We start from the raw sequence: 19,629 nt of genomic DNA, 5'->3' as shown, positions 1-19,629 counted from the left end.
CCTTTCACAATCAGAGTGGGTGAAACCCCGGAAAGGAAAACGTGACGCCACGTTCCCCAATACCTGCGGGTGAACGTAGACATCATCAGCCATAACGGCGGTTATAAGGAGGAATGTCATCTCCGAAAAGAAGTATAACGGATTTTCCGCCGCGGGATAGTGAATAGGAAAGAAGGCAACAGGCGTAACGGGTGGCAAACTGTTACACATATCGCTTGTATTGCGGCCGCAATAGCGGTAAAAAGCAGGTAACATTCATTTACCGCTGTAGTGAACAGTCAGCATTAACCCGGAAGGTGGTTATGGAAGGTTTAAGCATTACCAAATTGTTAGTCGTCGGCGCTCTGATTGTGCTGTTGTTCGGCACCAAAAAGCTGCGCTCGCTGGGCGGCGACCTGGGTGCGGCCATCAAAGGCTTCAAAAAGGCCATGAACGACGATTCGGCGCCGGCGCAGCAGACTCAGGCTGATGACGCGGCGCGTATTGCCGATCGCAAAGAATAACGCTTTGCGGCAAAAAAAGGGCGGCGCTTGGGCGTCAGCCTTTTTTTTGCCCGCCCGCCGGCGGATTATTTGACTTCTATCCCCTTGGCCTGCAAATCCGCATGGTAGGACGAGCGTACGAAAGGCCCGCAGGCGGCATGGGTGAAGCCCATCGCCAACGCCTCTTGTTTCATCTCATCAAATTCCTGCGGACTAACATAGCGCTTCACGGGCAGGTGATGACGGCTGGGCTGCAAATACTGGCCCAGCGTCAGCATAGTGACGCCATGACGGCGGAGATCGTGCATTACCTCAACGATTTCCGCATTGGTTTCGCCCAGTCCCACCATCAGACCGGATTTGGTCGGCAGCTGCGGGTTGGCGGCTTTAAAGTTTTCCAGCAGCTTAAGCGACCAATGATAGTCGGCGCCGGGGCGCACCTGGCGATACAGACGCGGCACGTTTTCCAGATTGTGGTTAAAGACGTCGGGCGGCGCGGCATTGATGATATCCAGCGCGCGATCCATACGGCCGCGGAAGTCGGGTACCAGCGTCTCAATGCGGATGGTGGGATTTTTGGCGCGGATGACGCTGATACAATCGGCAAAATGCTGGGCGCCGCCGTCGCGCAGATCGTCGCGATCGACAGAAGTGACCACGACGTAGCGCAGCCCCATGTCGGCGATGGTTTGCGCCAGTTTTTCCGTCTCGTTGGCATCTGGGGTGACGGGGCGGCCGTGCACGACATCGCAGAACGGGCAACGCCGGGTGCAGATGGCGCCCAGGATCATGAAGGTAGCGGTGCCATGGTTAAAACATTCCGCCAGATTCGGGCAGGATGCTTCCTCGCATACCGAGTGCAGGCCGTTTTTACGCATCGCCGCCTTGATGCCATGGATTCGGGTCAAATCGGCGGGCAATTTGATTTTCATCCAGGAGGGCTTGCGCAAGATTTCCTGACGTTCCACCGCGACGGTTTTGATGGGAATTAACGCCATTTTATACGCGTCACGGTATTTAACGCCGCGTTCCATCTGTATCGGTTTACTCATAAGGGCGCAGGTCCAGTCCCGAAGTCGACAGCCTGAAGAGCATCTAAATCAGTCTGTTACGTGAATAGTAAGCGAACATCAAAAAATTTTAAAAATTATAACATGTTGTTCACAGCGGGTGAATGCAAAACGTGGCTTGAGGGCCAAGGCACCCGTTGAGCGTTGTTTACTGCGGCTCAGAGGCCATAATGCGCGTCATCCCAGCCCGCGATCTCGCCGCTGGGGGCGTCCAGCAGCCGCAGGCATTCGGCGATGAGTACCGGCGCGACGTCGTCGATACCGGTGCCGGGGGCCAACTCGCTGACCTGCGTCATGCGCAGGCATGCATAACCGCAGGGGTTGATGCGCAAAAAGGGCGACAGATCCATTGCGACGTTTAGCGCCAGACCGTGGAATGAGCAGCCTTGGCGGATGCGTAAGCCGAGTGAACAAATTTTATCGGCGCCGACGTAAACGCCCGGCGCGTTGGCGCGGGCGTGGGCGCTAATTGAAAAGCGCGCCAGCGTGGCGATGACGGTTTGCTCCAGCAGGGTGACCAGATTGCGCACGCCCAGCCTGCGGCGGCGCAGGTCCAGCAGGACATACATCACCTGCTGGCCCGGACCGTGGAAGGTCACCTGACCGCCGCGATCGCTTTGCACCACCGGGATAGCGCCCGGCTGCAGCAGATGCTCCGCCTTGCCGGCCTGCCCCTGGGTAAAGACCTGCGGGTGCTGCACCAGCCAGATTTCATCGGCGCTGGCGGCGCTTCGCGCACCGGTGAAGCGATGCATCGCCAATGAGACGCGCTCATAGGGCTGCAGGCCCAGCTGGCGAATAACCAGGCTCTGTGACACGATTATCTCCCGACTTACAGCACCATACGCACGATGTCGATTTTACCCAGCTCTTCGTAAAGCGTTTCTACCTGCTCGATGTGGGTAGCGGTAATGGTTATGGAAACGGAATGGTAGTTTCCTTTGCTGCTGGGTTTGACCTGCGGCGAATAATCGCCCGGGGCATGGCGCTGCACCACCTCCACCACCTGATCGACCAGTTCCGGCTGGGCGGTGCCCATCACTTTGTAGGTAAACGGGCAGGGGAATTCAAGTAATTCATTGAGTTTGGTTTTCATAGCGACTCCCGGTGACCGGCGTTTATCTGCCGCAACAACGACAGATGGCCGGCGCTCCCGCCGCGGCGGAAGTAGATTGAATAGGGGCTATTATAGGGGCGCGGATTCGCCCATGACAAGGGATGAAGGGATTAACCGAACCAATGGTGGAACATCAGCTTGACATGATCGACCATGCGGCTGAAAAAGTTGCCTTCTTTCACTTCACTTAGCACCACCAGCGGGCGCTGTTCGATGGTTTTGCCGTCAAGCTGGAAATTGATGGTGCCGACCTGCTGATTTTTCGCCAGCGGCGCATGCAATTCCTGATTATTCAGCACATAGCTGGCCTTCAAATCCTTCATCCGGCCGCGCGGGATGGTCAGATAGGCATCGTTGTCTACGCCAAGCTTAACGCTGTCGGTATCGCCAAACCACACCGGATCGGCGGCAAACTCTTTGCCGGCTTTCAGCGGCGCCACGGTTTCAAAAAAGCGAAAGCCCCAGGTCAGCAACTTGCGGCTTTCGTTTTCCCGGCCTTTCATTGAGTGTCCGCCGAGCACCGCGGAAATCAGACGCATCTGGCCTTCGGTAGCCGAGGCCACCAGATTATAGCCTGCGGACTCGGTATGGCCGGTTTTGATGCCGTCGACGTTCAGATTGCTATCCCATAACAGGCCGTTACGGTTCATCTGACGAATGTTATTAAAGGTAAATTCTTTTTCTTTGTAGGTGGCGTACTCGTCCGGTACGTCGCGGATAAGCGCTTTACCGATCATCGCCATGTCGCGGGCGGAGCTGAATTGTCCGGAGGCATCCAGGCCGTGCACGGTTTCAAAGTGGGTGTTTTGCAGCCCCAGCGCGCTGACATAATTATTCATCAACCCCACAAAGGCGTCTTGACTGCCGGCGACGTAGTCCGCCATTGTCACGCAGGCGTCATTGCCCGACTGGAGGATGATGCCGCGGTTCAGCTGTGAAACCGGTACCCGGTCGCCGGGCTTTAAAAACATCAGCGAGGAGCCTTTGAATACCGGATTGCCGGTGGCCCAGGCATCTTTGTTGACCGTAACCATATCATTCGGGGTGATTTTGCCGGCTTTGATCGCCTGGCCGATGACGTAACTGGTCATCATTTTGGTCAGACTGGCGGGGTCGCGGCGCGCGTCGGCGTTCATTTCCGCCAGCACTTTACCGGAATTGTAATCGATGAGGATGTAGGATTCGGCGTCGATTTGCGGCACGCCCGGAATCATGGTCTTCAGATTGACATCATCGGCAAAGCTTGCGGAAACAACGCCCATCACCAAAACGGTACTTAAGGCTAACCGACTGAATAAGAGAGGTGTAGTTACGTTCTTCATGTCAGGATAAAGGCATCCGTGGGGGTAAGTTAAAATCGTGCCACACTATACCAGATGTCAAAAAAGGCGGCATCAGGTAAAACGGCACCGCGTGCGGCTCAGGCAAATAATTTTGTTTCAGGGGTTTACACCGGGCAGCGGCATATTGACAAACCGCCGGCGTCGCCAGGACGGCGCACCGGTCAATAAATCGTTGCGGCGGCTATTGCGCGGCGATAAAGGCGGACTGTTGCGCTTCGCTCTGCAACCGCTGCACCAAGGCTTGCGCCTGTTGGCGACTCTGGAACGGGCCTAACTGCATGCGGTACAAATTGCCGTTGGCCGCTACTCTACCCGGTACGCTGAAGCGCTGGCTGAGGCTTTGCTGCCAGCTGGCGGCGCGCTGGGCATCGCCGATGGCGCCCACCTGTACCATGAAGCGACCGCTGGCGGCAGCGGGCACGGCCGCGGCGGGTGCGGCAACCGCGGGCGAAGGGGCCGGCACGGCAGGCTCGGTTTCCACCACCCACGCCGGTAGCGCCGACGGCGCGCCTAGGAACCCGCGGTGCTGACCGGGGCTTATGAGCGGCGTTGCATCTTGTGGCGTGCCGGTCACCGCGCTATTGGCTGCGCCCGCCTGGGCCGCCGCAGTTGCGCCAGTGCCGGACGTGAGCAGCGCGCCGGCATTGCCGCTATTGCCGCCTTTTGCGGAGAGCACCGTGGCGTTATTGCCGGCCGAAACCGCGTCGTTGCCGGAGGTGAGCGCGGCGACGCTTTCGCCCGCGCCGCCTCCGCCTCTGAGATCCGGCCGCGGCGGCAGGGCATAATTCTGTTTCGCCACCACGGTGCCAACGGTGCCCGGCCCGGTTAGCGTCCCGTCCGGCGCGACCTGAATCACGTCGACCTTTACCTTAGTATTATTGGAAATATTTAGCCGGTCGGCGGCGGCGCGGGTCAGATCGATAATCCGTCCCGGCGTGTAAGGGCCACGGTCATTCACGCGGACTACCAACTGACGGCCGTTGCTCAGGTTTGTCACCCGCACATAACTGGGCAAGGGTAGCGTAGGGTGCGCGGCGGCCAGCGCGTTGGCGTCGAAGGGCTCGCCGCTGGCGGTGTTATTGCCGCCGCTTTCGCTGTCGTACCAGGCGGCGAGGCCCGTTTGACTGAAGTTTTGCGGGTTCTGCACAATGCTATAGCGTTTGCCGTTGACCGTGTAATACTGCATGTTGCCCGGATTATAGGGCTCATAGCGGGGTTCCACACCGCTGATTTCCACCACCGGCCCGGTATAAACCTGCTGGGCCGACGTCGACGGCTGCGTCTCTTGCTGGGTGGAACAGGCGCCAAGTAGCAACCCCATCATGCCGATAACGCATTTAAGCTTCCGCATTGCTCACCTCTATAAACTTTTGGACAACATTTTCCGATGAGTATGTATCGACATGACGATACCAAACCCCGCCATTAACACGATGAGCGCCGAACCGCCGTAGCTTACCAACGGCAGCGGCACGCCAACCACCGGTAAGATACCACTAACCATACCGATATTCACGAATACGTAAACGAACAAAATCAGCATCAAACCGCCCGCCATTACCCGACCGAAGGTGTTTTGCGCCCGCGTTGCGATCACCAGGCCGCGGATGATTACGCCAAGATAAAGCGCCAGCAGCACCGCAGCGCCAATCAGCCCCAGCTCCTCTCCCAGCACGGCAAAAATAAAGTCGGTATGGCGTTCCGGTAAGAATTCCAACTGCGATTGGGTGCCGTGCAGCCAGCCTTTGCCCGACAGGCCGCCGGAGCCGATGGCGATTTTTGACTGAATAATGTGATAGCCGGCGCCGAGAGGGTCGGTTTCAGGATCGAGCAGCATCATCACCCGATCGCGCTGATAATCGTGCATTAAAAAGAACCACAACACGGGGATAAACGCCGCCACCAGCAGCGCGGCGACGGCGATCAGTTTCCAGCTCATTCCCGACAGTAACAGCACGAACAGGCCGGAGGCGGCGATAAGGATAGCGGTGCCCAGATCGGGCTGCGCCGACACCAGCAGCGTGGGCACAAAAATTAGCACCAGCGCAATAGCGGTATTTTTCAGCGACGGCGGGCAACTGTCGCGGTTGATAAAGCGCGCGACCATTAGCGGCACGGCGATTTTGGCGATTTCCGACGGCTGGAAGCGGATAATGCCCAGATCCAGCCAGCGTTGCGCGCCTTTACTTATCTGACCAAACGCGTCCACCAGCACCAGCAGAAACACGCAGAAGATATACAGATACGGCGCCCAGGCCTCATAGACGCGGGGCGGCACCTGCGCCATTACCAGCATCACCAGCAGACCCATCACTATCTGGGCAACCTTACGCTCCATCATGCCGACATCCTGGCCGCTGGCGCTCCACACCACCAGGGCGCTGTACACCAGCAGCAGCGTAACGAACAACAGCAGCATCACGTCGATGTGCAGCTTGTTCCACAGGGAAGTTTGTTGCGGATTATCAGTCATGGTGGGTTAATCACTCTCGCTGCCGGGCGTGGCGGGCGGCTCCGCGGGTAAGTCCGTGGTGTTATCGCCCAGAAGGATATGATCCAGGATCTGGCGGGTAATTGTTCCGACCGCCGGGCCAATGCCGCCATTTTCCAGAATGACTACCACCCCGACCGTCGGTTTATCATAGGGGGCAAAAGCGGTCATCAGTTTATGGTCACGCAAGCGCTCGGCAATTTTGTGGGCGTTATAAGTTTCGTTGGCCTTCAGGCCATACACCTGAGCGGTACCGGATTTGGCCGCCGCTTTGTAAGGTGCGTCGGCGAAACTTTTGCGCGCCGTACCGTTGGGCCGATTGGCCACACCGTACATGCCGTCTTTGGCGAGCTCCCAGTAGCCGGAATGGGGATCGCCGATTTGCACATGCTCCGGCTGACGATAGGAAACCTGGCGGCCGTTTTCCCGCGTGCCGGAGAGCAGATGCGGCTTACGCACCGCGCCGTCGTTAATCAGCGTCATCAGCGCCTTGGACATTTGCAGCGGCGTAGCGGTCCAGTAGCCCTGGCCTATGCCGACGGGAATGGTATCCCCCTGGTACCAGGGTTTTTTAAAGCGCGCGACTTTCCATTCGCGGGTCGGCATCACGCCGGCGCGCTCCTCGGACAGATCGATACCGGTGTACTGGCCGTAACCAAATTTGCTCATCCATTCGGAAAGCCGGTCGATGCCCATGTCATACGCCACTTGATAGAAAAAGGTATCCGCCGACTCCTCCAGCGCCCGAGTGACGTTCAACCGGCCGTGTCCCCAGCGTTTCCAGTCGCGGTAACGTTTCTCCGATCCGGGCAATTGCCACCAGCCCGTATCGAATAACGTGAAGTTTTTATTAATGACGCCAAGGGTGAGCGCCGACACCGAAATATAGGGTTTCACGGTGGAGGCGGGTGGGTAGACGCCTTGGGTGGCGCGATTGATAAGCGGGCGGTTTTCATCTTCCAGCAGCGCATGGTATTCCTTGCTGGAAATACCGTCGACAAACAGGTTGGGATCGTAACTCGGGTTGGATACCAGCGCGCGGATGCCGCCGTCGCGGGGATCCACCACGACCACCGCGGCGCGGCTGCCGGCCAGCAGTTTCTCGATATATTGCTGCAGGCTTAAATCCAACGTCAGGGTAATATCTTTTCCCGCCTGGGGCGGCTGCTCATGTAGCTGACGAATAACCCGGCCGCGGTTGTTGACTTCCACTTCTTCGTAGCCGGTTTTACCGTGCAGGGTATTTTCATAGTAACGTTCGATACCCAATTTGCCGATATCGTGGGTCGCGGCATAGTTCGGCAGAATTCCTTCTTTATCCAGACGTTCCACGTCGCGGTCGTTGATTTTTGACACATAACCAATCACGTGGGTGAGTGCCGAGCCGTAGGGATAATAGCGGCGCTGGTAGCCATTAACTTCGACGCCAGGAAAGCGGTACTGGTTAACGGCGAAGCGTGCCTGCTGCACGTCGGTTAAGCCGACTTTGAGCGGAAGCGAAGTGAAACGGCGGGAGCGTTTACGCTCTTTTTCAAAATTGGCGATATCGTCATCGGACAAATCGACAATCGGGCGCAGGTCGGCAATCGTCTGCGCTAAATTGTCCACCTTTTCCGGTACCAGTTCCAACTGATAAATGGTGCGGTTTAGCGCCAGGGGGGTGCCGTTGCGATCGTAGATAATGCCGCGGCTCGGCGTGATGGGCACCAGCTTGATGCGGTTTTCATTGGAACGGGTGCGGTAATCCTCGAAGCGGGTAATTTGCAAATGGTACAGATTGACGATGAGGACGCCACTCAGCAGCAAGATGCCGGCGAACGCCACCAGTGCGCGGCGCACAAATAGCGCCGACTCGGCTGAATAGTCGCGAAAGGGGTTACGTTCTATTTTCATTCAGCGGAATTAATTCACATTAATCATTGTCACCGCGTTACTCACGGTGATAAGGGTGATTGGTAGTAATGCTCCACGCACGATACAGGATCTCCGCGACCAGCACCCGGACCAGCGGGTGCGGTAAAGTTAACGGGGACAGCGACCAGCTTTGCTCGGCGGCTGCCTTGCAGGCGGGGGCCGGCCCCTCTGGCCCGCCGACAAGGAAACTGACATCGCGCCCGTCCTGCTTCCAGCGCTCAAGCTGCTGCGCCAGTTGCGGTGTTTCCCAGCGCGCGCCGGGGATGTCCAGCGTCACAATGCGGTTCCCTTTTGCTACCGCTGCCAGCATCTGCTCGCCTTCCTTGTCCAGGATACGTGCGATATCCGCGTTCTTGCCGCGCTTACCGGCCGCAATTTCTATCAGGTCGAAGGGCATATCTTTGGGAAAGCGCTTGAGATAGTCGCTAAACCCGCTCTGCACCCAGTCCGGCATTTTGGTGCCGATGGCGATAAGCTGCAGTCTCACCCCTCAGCTCCAGAGCTTTTCCAGCTCATACAGACGGCGGCTTTCTTCCTGCATTACATGCACAATCACATCACCCAGGTCGACCACGATCCAGTCGGCGGCGTTTTCGCCTTCCACGCCCAGCGGCATCAGCCCGGCGGCACGCGACGCCTGTACCACATGGTCGGCAATCGACATTGGAGGTGCCGGTGCAGATCACCATACAATCCGTAATGCTCGACTTGCCGCGCACGTCGAGGGTAATAATGTCCTGCCCTTTTAAATCGTCTATCTTGTCTACAACAAAATCTTTGAGCATGGTATCAAGCAAAGGTTCCCCCTCCGGTATGCTTCGCGCGCGCCACGCTCAAACAGGGTGACGCTAGTCAATGGGATAGCTGTCAGGCGCCGGTTGACCGCGGAATGAGCAGAGATTAACAGCGCCGGCCAGGCCGGCGAAGATAAGGCGCCTAGCATAGCATGGCGCGCACACTAACGGTATAAGCCCTGTACGTCAATATAACCTTGCACCGAGGGCGGCAGCAGGCCGTCGCAGGCGCGGCCTTCCCGATAGCGCGCGCGGATGTCGCTGGCGGAAATGGCCAGCTTCGGCGTGGCCGCGCAATAGATAAGCCCCGCCGGTTGCCGGTGCAGCGCCTGCGGATCGCGGGTCAGCCGGCGGGTGAGCCAGCGATTGTCGTGCGCCTCGGCCATCCCGTGGTCATAACCGTTACGGGCGCACACCAGCAGGTGGCATAACCCCGGCAATTCCAGGCCGCTATGCCATTGCGGCAGGGTAAGCAGCGAATCCTGGCCGATAATAAAGGCCAGCGGTGCGTCCGGTCCATACTCGCGGCGTAGCGTTTCAAACGTCTCTACCGTATAGGAATGCGTTGGACGTTGGAGTTCGCGCTCATCAAGGGTGAACGGGGGATTGGGCAATTCTGCAATCGCCAGCCGCGCCATCGCCAGCCGCTGCTGCGCAGACGCCACTGGCTGTGACCGGTGCGGCGGGACATTGTTCGGCAGCAGGACCACCCGCTGCAGGTTGACCAGGCGCGCCAGCGCGATAACCGGCCGCAGGTGGCCGTAGTGAATGGGGTCGAACGTGCCGCCGTAAAAGGCGGTGAGGGCGCGTTCAGACATCAAGCATGGCCGCGGGCAGCGTTTTGCCGCACAACAATATCGCCAAAGCGTTCAGATCTGACCATACCGGGTAGCCATAATCCTGCTTGAGCGCCAGTTCGATTTTGGTCATCAATGCCACCGTGTCGCGTAACTGCGCCAGAGTAAGCCGCCCTAACGCCTGCGTCAGCAGCGGCCGGCGGTTCTGCCACACCTTATGGCGGTCGAACAGGGTACGCAGCGGCGCGGCGGCCGTTTGCCGTTTAAGCGTCAATAGCAGCAGCACCTCGCGCTGAATGCTGCGCAGCAGGATGACCGGCTCCGTGGCTTCCAACCGCAGCTGACGCAGAATATGCGCAGCGCGTTTGCTTTTGCCCGCCAGCGCGGTGTCGACCCAGTGAAACGGCGTAAAGTGCGCGGCATCGTTCACTGCCGCTTCGACCCGCGGCAGCGTCAGGCTGCCGTCGGGATAAAGCAGCGACAATCGCTCCAGCGCCTGGGCCAGCGCCAACAGGTTGCCCTCGTAGCAATAGCACAGTAGCTGGCAGGCGGCATTATCCAGCATCAGCTTCATGCTCCCGGCACGCCTAGCCACCCAGCGCGGCAGCTGTGCCTGCTCCGGCGTGGTGCAGCTCACCAGCACCGCGCTTTGACTCAGCGCCTTGAACCAGGCGCCGTTCTCCAAGGCGCGGGTCAGCTTGCTGCCGCGCAGTATCAACAGCAAGTCGTCATGCAGCAGCGACACCAATTGAAGCAATCTTTCCGCCATGGCGGCGTTGATGCCGCCGTCAGGGAGGACAAGCAGCAGCGTTTGCCGGCTGGCGAACAAACTGCGCGCCTGGCACAGACTGAATACTGCGTCCCAGTCGGTTGTGGCGTCCAGCGTGACGCTGAAATGCTCGTCGAAGTGCTGCGCCTGTGCCCGTTCGCGTATGCGATCCTGGCTTTCCTGCAGCAGCAGCGGATCGTTGCCGAACAGCAAATAACATGGGCGCAATGCGTCCTGCCATTGCGCACCCAGTTGCTCGGCATACAGCCGGATCATGGCGCTGACCGCCGCTTCACCTGGGGCCGGTTCATCAGGCCGCCGGCCGCTGCTGTTTCAATTTCGCGTCCAGCGCGTTATCCGCCGCTTCGGCGGCATGCACCGTCAGCAGTTTGCGTACCAGCTGCTGCGCCGCCTGCTGGCGCATCTCCTGGCGAATGATATCCCCTTCGGCATCCTTCGCCAGCGCCGTCAACGGGTTATCGAAGAACGAGCGATAAACCTTCACGTCGATAGGATAGTAATCTTTGCCGGGCATCAGCACCTGGGAGTGAACGCTCAGCGTCATCTGATATTCGGCGGTTTTACCGTCCTGGAATACCGAGGCGGTGACCTGGTTTTCCGACGAATTGACAATACGCAGCGACGGCAGCGTATTGTTTTTGTCCTCGTCGTCGTCAACTAGCGTCACATCGTTCAGACGCATTTCCGCGCGCACGGCGCGAGTCAGCGGCCCGTAAGGATCATAACTGTTCAGGGTCATGGTTTTCATTTCGGTCGGCACCTGGGCTGTGGTGCCGCGCAGGTGATAACCACAGCCGGCGGTGATGGTCACCGCCAGGCCCAGTACCAGTGCTAAAGTACGATATCGCACAACGCCTCCTTCTGTTAACCCACGACCAGGTTAAGTAGTTTACCCGGTACATAAATCACCTTGCGCACCGTGGTCCCTTCAAGATGTTTCGCCACCAGATGTTCCTGGGAGGCGCGTTCACGCACCAGGGCTTCTTCCGCATCCGCGGGCACGGTAATTCTGCCGCGCAGCTTGCCGTTGACCTGGATGACCACCAGCTTGGCGTCTTCCACCATGGCGGCCTCGTCCGCGACCGGCCACGGCGCGTTATCAATGTCCCCTTCGCCGCCCAGCGCCTGCCAGAGCGTGAAACAGGCATGCGGGGTGAAAGGATAAAGCATCCGCACGACCGCCACCAGGGCTTCCTGCAGCAGGGCGCGATCTGTCCCGGACTGCTGCGGCGCGCGCGCCAGCTTGTTCATCAGTTCCATAATGGCGGCGATGGCGGTGTTGAACGTCTGGCGGCGGCCGATATCGTCGGTGACTTTGGCGATGGTTTTATGCAGCTCGCGGCGCAGCGCCTTTTGTTCGTCGTTCAGGGCAGCGATTTCCAGTGCGCCCACCGGGCCCTGCTGGGTATGCTCATAGGCCAGTTTCCAGACGCGTTTCAGGAACCGGTTGGCCCCTTCCACGCCGGATTCCTGCCATTCGAGGGTCATTTCCGCCGGTGAGGCAAACATCATAAACAGGCGCACGGTGTCGGCGCCGTATTTCTCTACCATCTCCTGCGGGTCGATGCCGTTATTTTTCGATTTCGACATTTTACTCATGCCGGCGTACACCAGCTCGCGACCCGTGGCATCGGCCGCTTTCACAATGCGGCCTTTTTCATCGCGTTCCACGCTGACATCCACCGGCGATACCCATATGCGCTCGCCGCTGGCGGTCAGATAGTAGAAGGCGTCGGCCAGCACCATCCCCTGACACAGCAAACGCTTGGCCGGCTCGTCGGAGGTGACCAGGCCGGCGTCGCGCAGCAGCTTATGATAGAAACGGAAATACAGCAGATGCATGATGGCGTGTTCAATGCCACCAATATACTGATCCACCGGCAGCCAATAGTTGGCGGCGGCCGGATCGAGCGTGCCGCGGTCATAATCCGGGCAAGTGTAGCGGTGAGGATACCAAGAGGATTCCATAAAGGTATCGAAGGTATCGGTTTCACGCAGCGCTGGCTGGCCATTGTAGGTGGTTTTTGCCCAGCTCGGATCGGTTCTCAGCGGGCTGGAAATACCGTCCATCACCACGTCTTCCGGCAGAATAACCGGCAACTGATCTTCCGGTGTCGGCACGACGGTACCGTCTTCAAGCGTCATCATTGGGATCGGCGCCCCCCAGTAGCGCTGGCGGGAAACCCCCCAGTCACGCAGGCGATAATTGACCTTGCGCTCACCGACGCCGCGCGCTACCAGCGCATCGGCAATGGCGTTGAAGCCCGCCTGATAGTCCAGACCATCAAATTCACCGGAATTGAACAGGACGCCTTTTTCGGTCATCGCCTGAACGCTAAGATCCGGCTCGCTGCCGTCGGCATTGCGAATAACCGGTTTCACCAGCAAGTCATATTTGCGGGCGAACTCAAAATCGCGCTGGTCGTGCCCCGGAACCGCCATGACCGCACCCGTGCCGTATTCCATTAACACAAAGTTGGCAACCCAAACCGGCAGCATCTCACCGGTCAGCGGATGCACCGCGTGCAGGCCGGTAGCCATGCCCTTTTTCTCCATCGTGGCCATGTCCGCTTCCGCCACTTTGGTGGTGCGGCACTCATGGATAAAGTCGGCCAGGGCTGGATTGGATGCCGCCGCCTGCAGCGAAAGCGGATGACCCGCTGCCACCGCGACGTAGGTCGCGCCCATAAAAGTGTCCGGGCGCGTGGTGTAGACCGTTAGCGTCTCTTCGCTGTCTGCGACCTGGAACGTGATTTCCACCCCTTCCGAGCGGCCGATCCAGTTGCGCTGCATGGTTTTTACCTGCTCGGGCCAACTCTCCAGCTTGTCCAAATCGTACAAAAGCTGGTCGGCGTAGGCGGTAATCTTTACGAACCACTGCGGTATTTCCTTGCGCTCGACCTTGGTGTCACAGCGCCAGCAGCAGCCGTCAATCACCTGTTCGTTGGCCAGCACCGTCTGATCCTGCGGGCACCAGTTGACCGCGGAGGTTTTTTTATACACCATCCCCTTTTCATACAGGCGGGTGAAAAACCACTGCTCCCAGCGGTAATAGTCCGGGCGGCAGGTGGTGACCTCACGGCTCCAGTCATAGCCGAAGCCCAGCAGTTTCAGCTGGTTCTTCATGTAATCGATATTGGCATAGGTCCAGGGCGCCGGCGCGGTGTTGTTTTTCACCGCGGCCCCTTCGGCGGGCAGGCCGAACGCATCCCAGCCGATAGGCTGCAGGACGTTTTTGCCCAGCATGCGCTGATAGCGGGCTATAACATCACCGATGGTGTAGTTGCGTACATGCCCCATATGCAGGCAGCCGGAAGGATAGGGCAGCATGGAGAGGCAGTAGTATTTTTCCTTGCCAGGATCTTCAGTAACCCTGAACGTCTCATTTTCATGCCAGTGTTGCTGGACGGTGGATTCTATCTCTTCCGGGCGATAAAGCTCTTGCATGGCAGCCAGTGGTCCTTAAGTGAAATACGGCGACGCTCGCGCAGGGAGCGTATGAAGCATAATGTTAGGATCCGACTAGCATAGCTGATAAGCGATAGTGGCAACAACACCCAGCGCCCGGCTGGGCCGTTTTTCTGCCGATATTCGCGGCGAGTGTGGCAAATCCGCCTCGCGCCAGGGGGCAACGCCGGGCGCGCCCACCGTTTTGAACTAAAATAATCAAGACGATGACAACACGCCGGCAGCGCCGCCGGTCAAGGAGAAAATAATGGACAAGGTCGCGCATCATTACCATCAATTGCTTACTTCGCTGACCCAGCGGCTGGAACAAGGGGAACGGGATATCGATGCGCTTGAGGCGGATGCCCGCCATCGCCTGCTGGCCAGCGGTGATCTTACCCCCTGGAAGTGGAAAACGTGACCCGCGCGGTGCGCCGGGATCTGGAGGAATTTGCCCGCAGTTACGACGAAAGCGTGTTTTTACGGATGATCAAGGAGAGATTATGGCAACGGCTGGCGGATATTACCGATCGGACGCAGTTGGAATGGAAAGAGGTGTTCAAGGACGTCAGCCACCACGGCGTCTACCACAGCGGAGAAGTGTTCGGTCTGGGTAATCTGGCGTGCGAACGCTGTCATCATACGCTGGCGTTCTATACCCCGGAAACCTTGCCGCTTTGCCCGTATTGCGGCTTCGATGAGTTTCATCGTCAGCCGTTCCACTGAGGACGCCGGCAATAGGTCAGAAACGACAAAAGGCGTGTGGCCGGCGTACGGTAGCGTTTTACACAGCATGTCATCACGGCTCGACCTTGCGGCGCCCGGGGAGGCGTAAGGAAGGCGCCGTAAGGCAGGGAAAGCGTGGCCCCCTGCCGGACGGTGGCGCGATTAATGCAAGATTTTCGCTAGAAAATCGCGGGCGCGATCCGATTGGGGATGGGCAAAAAACGCCTCCTTCGGCGTGTCTTCGATAATGCGACCCTCATCCATGAAAATAACCCGGTTGGCCACTTTGCGCGCAAAACCCATTTCATGGGTGACCACCATCATTGTCATCCCCTCCTGGGCCAGTTCCACCATGACATCCAGCACTTCGTTTATCATTTCCGGGTCCAGCGCGGAGGTAGGTTCATCGAACAACATCGCCACCGGATCCATGCACAGCGCCCGGGCTATCGCCACGCGCTGCTGCTGGCCGCCGGACAGCTGCCCCGGGAATTTGCTGGCGTGCGCCGCCAGACCCACCCGTTCCAGCAGGGCTTGTCCTTTGATGCGCGCCGCCCCTCTGTCGCGTTTTAATACCTTCACCTGCGCCAGCGTCAAGTTGTCGATAATCGACAGGTGGGGAAACAGCTCAAAGTGCTGGAACACCATGCCCACCTTGCTGCGCAGCTGCGCCAGATTAGTACGTTTGTCGCTAACGCTGATGCCGTTGACAAGGATTTCTCCTTCCTGAATCGGTTCCAGGCCGTTAACGGTTTTGATAAGCGTCGATTTACCGGAGCCGGAAGGGCCGCACACTACGACCACTTCGCCTTTATTGACCTCGGTAGAGCAGTCGGTCAGCACCTGAAAGTGACCATACCACTTGGAAATATTTTTCAGGGAAATCATCTAACCGTCCTTTTTTTCAAATAGTTCACCAGCGTCGACGCGCTCAAGCTGATGACAAAATAGACCAAACCGGCAAACAGCACCATTTCCACCTGCGTACCGTCACGCTCGCCGATAGAGGAAGCGGTACGGAAGAAGTCGGCCAGACTCAACACATACACCAGCGAGGTATCCTGAAACAGCACAATACCCTGCGTCAGCAGCAGCGGCACCATGGCGCGAAACGCCTGCGGCAGAATCACCAATTGCATGGATTGCCAGTGCGTCATGCCCAGCGCCAGCGCGGCGGAGGATTGTCCGCGAGCGATACTGACGATGCCGGCGCGGATGATTTCCGAATAATAGGCCGCCTCGAACAGCGAAAACGCAATCATGGCGGAAATGAGCCGGATATCGGTTTGCGGCGACAACCCCAGCCCCTTTCGCAGCAGGCCCGGCACCACCAGATAGAACCATAACAGCACCATCAAAAGCGGCACCGAACGGAAAAGATTGACGTATATTTTGGCAAAGGCGCTTACAGCTTTGATCGGAGACAGGCGCATGACGGCCAGCATGGTGCCCCAGAGGATGCCGACGACGACCGCGGTGAAGGTGATTTTCAGCGTTACGGCCATCCATTGCAGCATGTAAGGCAGGCCTGGCACAATGGAACTCCAGTCGAATTCGTACATTATTTGCTCCCCAGATTGCCCGGCAGGCGCACTTTTCGTTCGACAAAATGCATTACCAGCATAATCACGGCGTTGATGAGCAGATAGCCCAGGGTAATCGCGGTAAAAGACTCGTAGGCGTGGGCAGAATAATCCAGCAGTTTGCTGGCCTGCGCGGCCATTTCCACCAGGCCGATCGTCGAGGCGACCGACGAGTTTTTCACCAGGTTAAGCATTTCCGAGGTCATCGGCGGCACGATGATTCGATAAGCATTGGGCAGCAGGACATAGCGGTAAGCCTGCCCCAGCGTGAGCCCCATCGCCAGCGCGGCGTTCAACTGGCCTCTGGACAACGATTGAATGCCGGAACGCACCTGCTCGCAAAGGCGCGCGGCGGTAAACAACCCCAGGCACAGCATAGAGGATACGAAAAACTGAATAGTGGGATCCAGCTCGGCTTTGAACCAGGTGCCGATGGATTCCGGCAGCAATTCCGGCACCACCAGATACCAGATAAACAGCTGCACTATCAAAGAAATATTACGGAACGGCTCAACATAACACGTCCCGATCCCGGCCAGAAACCGGTTAGGCAGCGTGCGCAGAATACCGAACAGCGAACCTACAACGAAGGCAATAATCCAGGCACAGAACGACACGGCGATGGTGACTTGAAAGCCTGACCATAGCCAGCCTAAATAGGTGGTGTTGCCGAACGGTGCCGCTTCAAAAAAGATCCCCAAGTTCCAATTTGTTGACATAAAAAACTCCGGTAAAAAAGGGTAGCGAGCGCTACCATGAAGATTGATGAATGGCCCCTTATTCCCGCGCTTTGGGGAACGGCCTTGGCGCGTCTGTCTTGTCCGGGCCTATGGTCAGCAATCAAGAGGGCGGGCAATCCCGCCCTTATTATCGTTATTAGTTTACGGTTTTATCGTTAGGGGATTTGAACAGTGCTTGCATATCGTCCGAAAGGCTAAAGTTCATGTTCAGATCCTTAGGCGGGATCGGTTGTTTAAACCACTTGTCGTACCATTTCTCCGCTTCGCCGGAGGTCTGGATATGGGCGATAGTGTCATCCATCAGCGTCTTAAACGGGGCGTCGTCTTTGCGCAGCATGCAGCCGTAGGCTTCTTTCGACTGCGGCGTGCCGACGATATACCACTGATCAGGCTTGCGCGATTTGGCGCGTTCGCCGGCCAGCAGCGCATCATCCATCATGAAGGCCACCGCGCGGCCGCTTTCTAGAGTACGGAAAGAGTCGCCGTGATCTTTAGTGCTGATGATGCGCATTTTCATCTGTTTCTCATCATTGAGCTTATTGAGCAACACCTCCGACGTGGTTCCGGCGGTAACGACGACGGTCTTACCGGCCAAGTCGCTAAAGTCCTTGATTGGTCCGCCTTTTTTCACCGCCAGGCGGGTGCCGATAATGAACAGCGTATCGGAGAAATCCACCTGTTTCTGACGTTCCAGGTTGTTGGTGGTGGAGCCGCACTCAAAATCATAGGTGCCGTTTTGCAGCAGCGGGATGCGATTGGAGGACGTAATGGGCAGATATTTCACCTGCAGATTCGGCGCGTCAATTTTCTTTTTGACGGCTTCCACAATGGCGTTAGAGTAATCTTGCGAATAGCCCACGACTTTCTGCTGGTTGTCATAGTAGGAGAAAGGAACGGACGATTCGCGGTGACCCACCACGATGACGCCGTTGTCTTTGATTTTTTTCAGCGTACCCGTTAACTCTTCGGCATGAGCCTGACTGGCGGCAATGCCGATCATCACTAACGATAACGCCAATTTGCGCATGTGCATCTTCCTGCTCCTTTGCTGTGATTACGGTATCAGACCTATCAGCGTCCGGCGGCCCTGTGGCGGCAAGCCGGCCTGAAGTCAGACCCGCTTTTGGGACGGATTCGTCAAGAGAATTACCGTTAAAATGGCGTAATGTAAATAAACTGACACCAAAATGTTGAAGTTTTGAGAACCGCTGCGCACTAAAATGCGGCAGGTTACGGTGCTATGCTCGTTACTGGTGCATGACCTGCACCGCGACGACGCCATGGTCCGCCCCCCTGTCTCGTGACGCCGGCTTGGTATGTTCAACGAAATAATTGGCAGCAATATTCATGCAAGATGAAACTATTGCCCCGCTATGGAGCAGCACGCCGGCCATTCGATAGCACTATCCCGCAGGCGGCGCAGCGGCGCATAACGGTTCCCTTATCGGGCGTTAGGCTCATGAGCCAACGAACGATTGAATTAACTAAGGACTAAAGTACAGAAGGACAAAAGGGTCCTCTAACTGTCGGACTGAAACTCCGTCGGACTGACGGCCTTTCGGCTTGCTGTTTGAGGAAGATTCACGCGCCGGCGGCAGACAAGACAACACGTATCGTCTGAGGCGAAAGCGACGTAGCGGGGAGCAGCTAACGGGCGGACAGGGGGTTGGCGCAGCCGCAAGGCGAGTGGCGAGTCAGGGGGGCGGCGCAAGAACGCGGGCCGGTGCCGCGCGTCCTGGTGGGACTCGCTAAAGTGCCGCCTTGTGCAGGGCGACATGCGCTTTGAAAACATCCAGCGCCTTCGGCAACTGCGCCACATCCTGCTGTTGTCTGCTTTCCCACAGACCGGCGAAACCGATCGCGCGGCCGCAGTGAATAAACGCTTCATCGACCCGAATAACCAGCACACTCTTCGCGGAGGCGCCATTTTGGGCAAAGCGCGCGCACAGCGCCGGATCGACGGAAATCTGCGCCCGGCCGTTCACTCTGAAACATTCTGACCAGCCGGGGATCAAAAATAACAGCCCGACGGCGGGGTTATGCAGCAAATTGGTCAATCCGTCCAGGCGATTATTACCGCCGCGATCCGGCAGCAGCAGCATCTTGGCGTTCTCTACCTGCACAAAGCCAGGTTCGCCGCCCTTCGGCGAACAATCAAACCCGCGGGGCCCCTGCGTGCCAAGCACGATAAACGGCGACAGAGCAATAAGCCGGCGCGCATAATCATCCACATGGTCGATTTGTTTATGCAGCACGCCGGGATGCGGGGCGGCGTAGTAGTCGCGCAATTGCGCGCTGTCCTTTAGCACATAGCGTTCATCAAGCAGCATGCCAT

18 protein-coding genes, 2 pseudogenes and 1 riboswitch are annotated in these 19,629 nt (G+C 57.8%); of the genes and pseudogenes, 2 read left to right on the top strand and 18 right to left on the bottom strand.

Translation table 11 applies throughout. From position 1 onward, the window contains the following. Window positions 1-69: 69 nt before the first annotated feature. Window positions 70-133, bottom strand: a riboswitch (Fluoride riboswitch). 169 nt (window positions 134-302) lie between these two features. Next, window positions 303-503: a twin-arginine translocase subunit TatE gene (tatE, locus tag JZM24_RS11540; protein ID WP_025422990.1), complete on the top strand. Its 201-nt coding sequence runs from the start codon at window positions 303-305 to the stop codon at window positions 501-503. 65 nt (window positions 504-568) lie between these two features. Here the strand turns inward: tatE and lipA are convergent, their stop codons facing one another. From lipA to leuS, 13 genes and pseudogenes are all read right to left on the bottom strand, one after another. Beyond that, window positions 569-1,534, bottom strand: a complete 966-nt coding sequence (gene lipA, locus JZM24_RS11535) for a lipoyl synthase (RefSeq protein WP_215669723.1) — start codon at window positions 1,532-1,534, stop codon at window positions 569-571. 176 nt (window positions 1,535-1,710) lie between these two features. Beyond that, window positions 1,711-2,370, bottom strand: coding sequence for a lipoyl(octanoyl) transferase LipB (lipB, locus tag JZM24_RS11530; protein WP_376775526.1), 660 nt, complete (start codon window positions 2,368-2,370; stop codon window positions 1,711-1,713). Window positions 2,371-2,384: 14 nt separating this feature from the next. After that, complete coding sequence (ybeD, locus tag JZM24_RS11525) at window positions 2,385-2,648, bottom strand: DUF493 family protein YbeD (protein WP_074011984.1); 264 nt, start codon at window positions 2,646-2,648, stop codon at window positions 2,385-2,387. A 131-nt stretch (window positions 2,649-2,779) separates the two neighbouring features. Beyond that, on the bottom strand, window positions 2,780-3,991 hold the full coding sequence (gene dacA / locus JZM24_RS11520; RefSeq protein WP_215669722.1) for a D-alanyl-D-alanine carboxypeptidase DacA: 1,212 nt from the start codon (window positions 3,989-3,991) through the stop codon (window positions 2,780-2,782). 202 nt (window positions 3,992-4,193) lie between these two features. Then, on the bottom strand, window positions 4,194-5,363 hold the full coding sequence (rlpA, locus tag JZM24_RS11515) for an endolytic peptidoglycan transglycosylase RlpA (protein ID WP_215669721.1): 1,170 nt from the start codon (window positions 5,361-5,363) through the stop codon (window positions 4,194-4,196). A gap of 9 nt (window positions 5,364-5,372) precedes the next feature. Further along, a complete protein-coding gene (gene mrdB, locus JZM24_RS11510) occupies window positions 5,373-6,485 on the bottom strand; it encodes a peptidoglycan glycosyltransferase MrdB (RefSeq protein WP_215669720.1) in 1,113 nt (370 codons plus the stop codon). A gap of 6 nt (window positions 6,486-6,491) precedes the next feature. After that, window positions 6,492-8,396, bottom strand: a complete 1,905-nt coding sequence (gene mrdA, locus JZM24_RS11505; protein WP_215669719.1) for a peptidoglycan DD-transpeptidase MrdA — start codon at window positions 8,394-8,396, stop codon at window positions 6,492-6,494. 37 nt (window positions 8,397-8,433) lie between these two features. Next, window positions 8,434-8,904 carry a 23S rRNA (pseudouridine(1915)-N(3))-methyltransferase RlmH gene (rlmH, locus tag JZM24_RS11500; RefSeq protein ID WP_215669718.1) on the bottom strand — a complete coding sequence of 157 codons (471 nt, stop codon included), beginning with the start codon at window positions 8,902-8,904 and terminating at the stop codon, window positions 8,434-8,436. 3 nt (window positions 8,905-8,907) lie between these two features. Next, a pseudogene (gene rsfS / locus JZM24_RS11495) lies at window positions 8,908-9,202 on the bottom strand (ribosome silencing factor). Between the two features lie 173 nt (window positions 9,203-9,375). Further along, window positions 9,376-10,029 carry a nicotinate-nucleotide adenylyltransferase gene (nadD, locus tag JZM24_RS11490; protein WP_215669717.1) on the bottom strand — a complete coding sequence of 218 codons (654 nt, stop codon included), beginning with the start codon at window positions 10,027-10,029 and terminating at the stop codon, window positions 9,376-9,378. Further along, window positions 10,022-11,053, bottom strand: a complete 1,032-nt coding sequence (gene holA / locus JZM24_RS11485; RefSeq protein WP_215669716.1) for a DNA polymerase III subunit delta — start codon at window positions 11,051-11,053, stop codon at window positions 10,022-10,024. Before holA ends, nadD begins: the two co-directional genes overlap by 8 nt. A gap of 34 nt (window positions 11,054-11,087) precedes the next feature. Further along, window positions 11,088-11,648, bottom strand: a complete 561-nt coding sequence (gene lptE, locus JZM24_RS11480) for an LPS assembly lipoprotein LptE (protein WP_215669715.1) — start codon at window positions 11,646-11,648, stop codon at window positions 11,088-11,090. Window positions 11,649-11,662: 14 nt separating this feature from the next. Beyond that, entirely contained in the window at window positions 11,663-14,245 is a 2,583-nt protein-coding gene (gene leuS / locus JZM24_RS11475) for a leucine--tRNA ligase (protein WP_215669714.1), read from the bottom strand. A gap of 268 nt (window positions 14,246-14,513) precedes the next feature. On the opposite strand from leuS, the pseudogene JZM24_RS11470 reads away from it, so the two are divergent. Then, window positions 14,514-14,971 (top strand): annotated as a pseudogene (locus JZM24_RS11470) (zinc ribbon-containing protein). Window positions 14,972-15,133: 162 nt separating this feature from the next. Here the strand turns inward: JZM24_RS11470 and JZM24_RS11465 are convergent. From JZM24_RS11465 to JZM24_RS11445, 5 genes are all read right to left on the bottom strand, one after another. Then, entirely contained in the window at window positions 15,134-15,859 is a 726-nt protein-coding gene (locus JZM24_RS11465) for an amino acid ABC transporter ATP-binding protein (protein ID WP_215669713.1), read from the bottom strand. Beyond that, a complete protein-coding gene (gltK, locus tag JZM24_RS11460; protein ID WP_215669712.1) occupies window positions 15,856-16,533 on the bottom strand; it encodes a glutamate/aspartate ABC transporter permease GltK in 678 nt (225 codons plus the stop codon). The genes JZM24_RS11465 and gltK overlap by 4 nt, the downstream gene beginning before the upstream one ends. Continuing rightward, a complete protein-coding gene (locus JZM24_RS11455; RefSeq protein WP_215669711.1) occupies window positions 16,533-17,273 on the bottom strand; it encodes an amino acid ABC transporter permease in 741 nt (246 codons plus the stop codon). Before JZM24_RS11455 ends, gltK begins: the two co-directional genes overlap by 1 nt. A gap of 157 nt (window positions 17,274-17,430) precedes the next feature. Next, a complete protein-coding gene (locus JZM24_RS11450) occupies window positions 17,431-18,327 on the bottom strand; it encodes an amino acid ABC transporter substrate-binding protein (protein ID WP_215669710.1) in 897 nt (298 codons plus the stop codon). A gap of 715 nt (window positions 18,328-19,042) precedes the next feature. Further along, complete coding sequence (locus JZM24_RS11445; RefSeq protein ID WP_215669709.1) at window positions 19,043-19,624, bottom strand: MSMEG_1061 family FMN-dependent PPOX-type flavoprotein; 582 nt, start codon at window positions 19,622-19,624, stop codon at window positions 19,043-19,045. Window positions 19,625-19,629: the final 5 nt, after the last annotated feature.

The sequence above is a fragment of the Candidatus Sodalis endolongispinus genome (assembly GCF_018777395.1).
GTDB lineage: Bacteria > Pseudomonadota > Gammaproteobacteria > Enterobacterales > Enterobacteriaceae > Sodalis_B > Sodalis_B endolongispinus.
The sequence above is the reverse complement of the archived record's forward strand: the minus strand, read 5'-3'. Positions and strand labels throughout refer to the sequence as shown.

What these genes read in the sequence shown, in the direction of transcription:
- tatE (WP_025422990.1), top strand. Translation starts at nt 303, where the DNA reads ATGGAAGGTTTAAGCATTACCAAATTGTTAGTCGTCGGCGCTCTGATT.
- nadD (WP_215669717.1), bottom strand. Translation starts at nt 10,029, where the DNA reads ATGTCTGAACGCGCCCTCACCGCCTTTTACGGCGGCACGTTCGACCCC.
- lipA (WP_215669723.1), bottom strand. Translation starts at nt 1,534, where the DNA reads ATGAGTAAACCGATACAGATGGAACGCGGCGTTAAATACCGTGACGCG.
- rlpA (WP_215669721.1), bottom strand. Translation starts at nt 5,363, where the DNA reads ATGCGGAAGCTTAAATGCGTTATCGGCATGATGGGGTTGCTACTTGGC.
- JZM24_RS11445 (WP_215669709.1), bottom strand. Translation starts at nt 19,624, where the DNA reads ATGCTGCTTGATGAACGCTATGTGCTAAAGGACAGCGCGCAATTGCGC.
- holA (WP_215669716.1), bottom strand. Translation starts at nt 11,053, where the DNA reads ATGATCCGGCTGTATGCCGAGCAACTGGGTGCGCAATGGCAGGACGCA.
- JZM24_RS11465 (WP_215669713.1), bottom strand. Translation starts at nt 15,859, where the DNA reads ATGATTTCCCTGAAAAATATTTCCAAGTGGTATGGTCACTTTCAGGTG.
- leuS (WP_215669714.1), bottom strand. Translation starts at nt 14,245, where the DNA reads ATGCAAGAGCTTTATCGCCCGGAAGAGATAGAATCCACCGTCCAGCAA.
- JZM24_RS11455 (WP_215669711.1), bottom strand. Translation starts at nt 17,273, where the DNA reads ATGTCAACAAATTGGAACTTGGGGATCTTTTTTGAAGCGGCACCGTTC.
- mrdA (WP_215669719.1), bottom strand. Translation starts at nt 8,396, where the DNA reads ATGAAAATAGAACGTAACCCCTTTCGCGACTATTCAGCCGAGTCGGCG.
- dacA (WP_215669722.1), bottom strand. Translation starts at nt 3,991, where the DNA reads ATGAAGAACGTAACTACACCTCTCTTATTCAGTCGGTTAGCCTTAAGT.
- ybeD (WP_074011984.1), bottom strand. Translation starts at nt 2,648, where the DNA reads ATGAAAACCAAACTCAATGAATTACTTGAATTCCCCTGCCCGTTTACC.
- gltK (WP_215669712.1), bottom strand. Translation starts at nt 16,533, where the DNA reads ATGTACGAATTCGACTGGAGTTCCATTGTGCCAGGCCTGCCTTACATG.
- mrdB (WP_215669720.1), bottom strand. Translation starts at nt 6,485, where the DNA reads ATGACTGATAATCCGCAACAAACTTCCCTGTGGAACAAGCTGCACATC.
- JZM24_RS11450 (WP_215669710.1), bottom strand. Translation starts at nt 18,327, where the DNA reads ATGCACATGCGCAAATTGGCGTTATCGTTAGTGATGATCGGCATTGCC.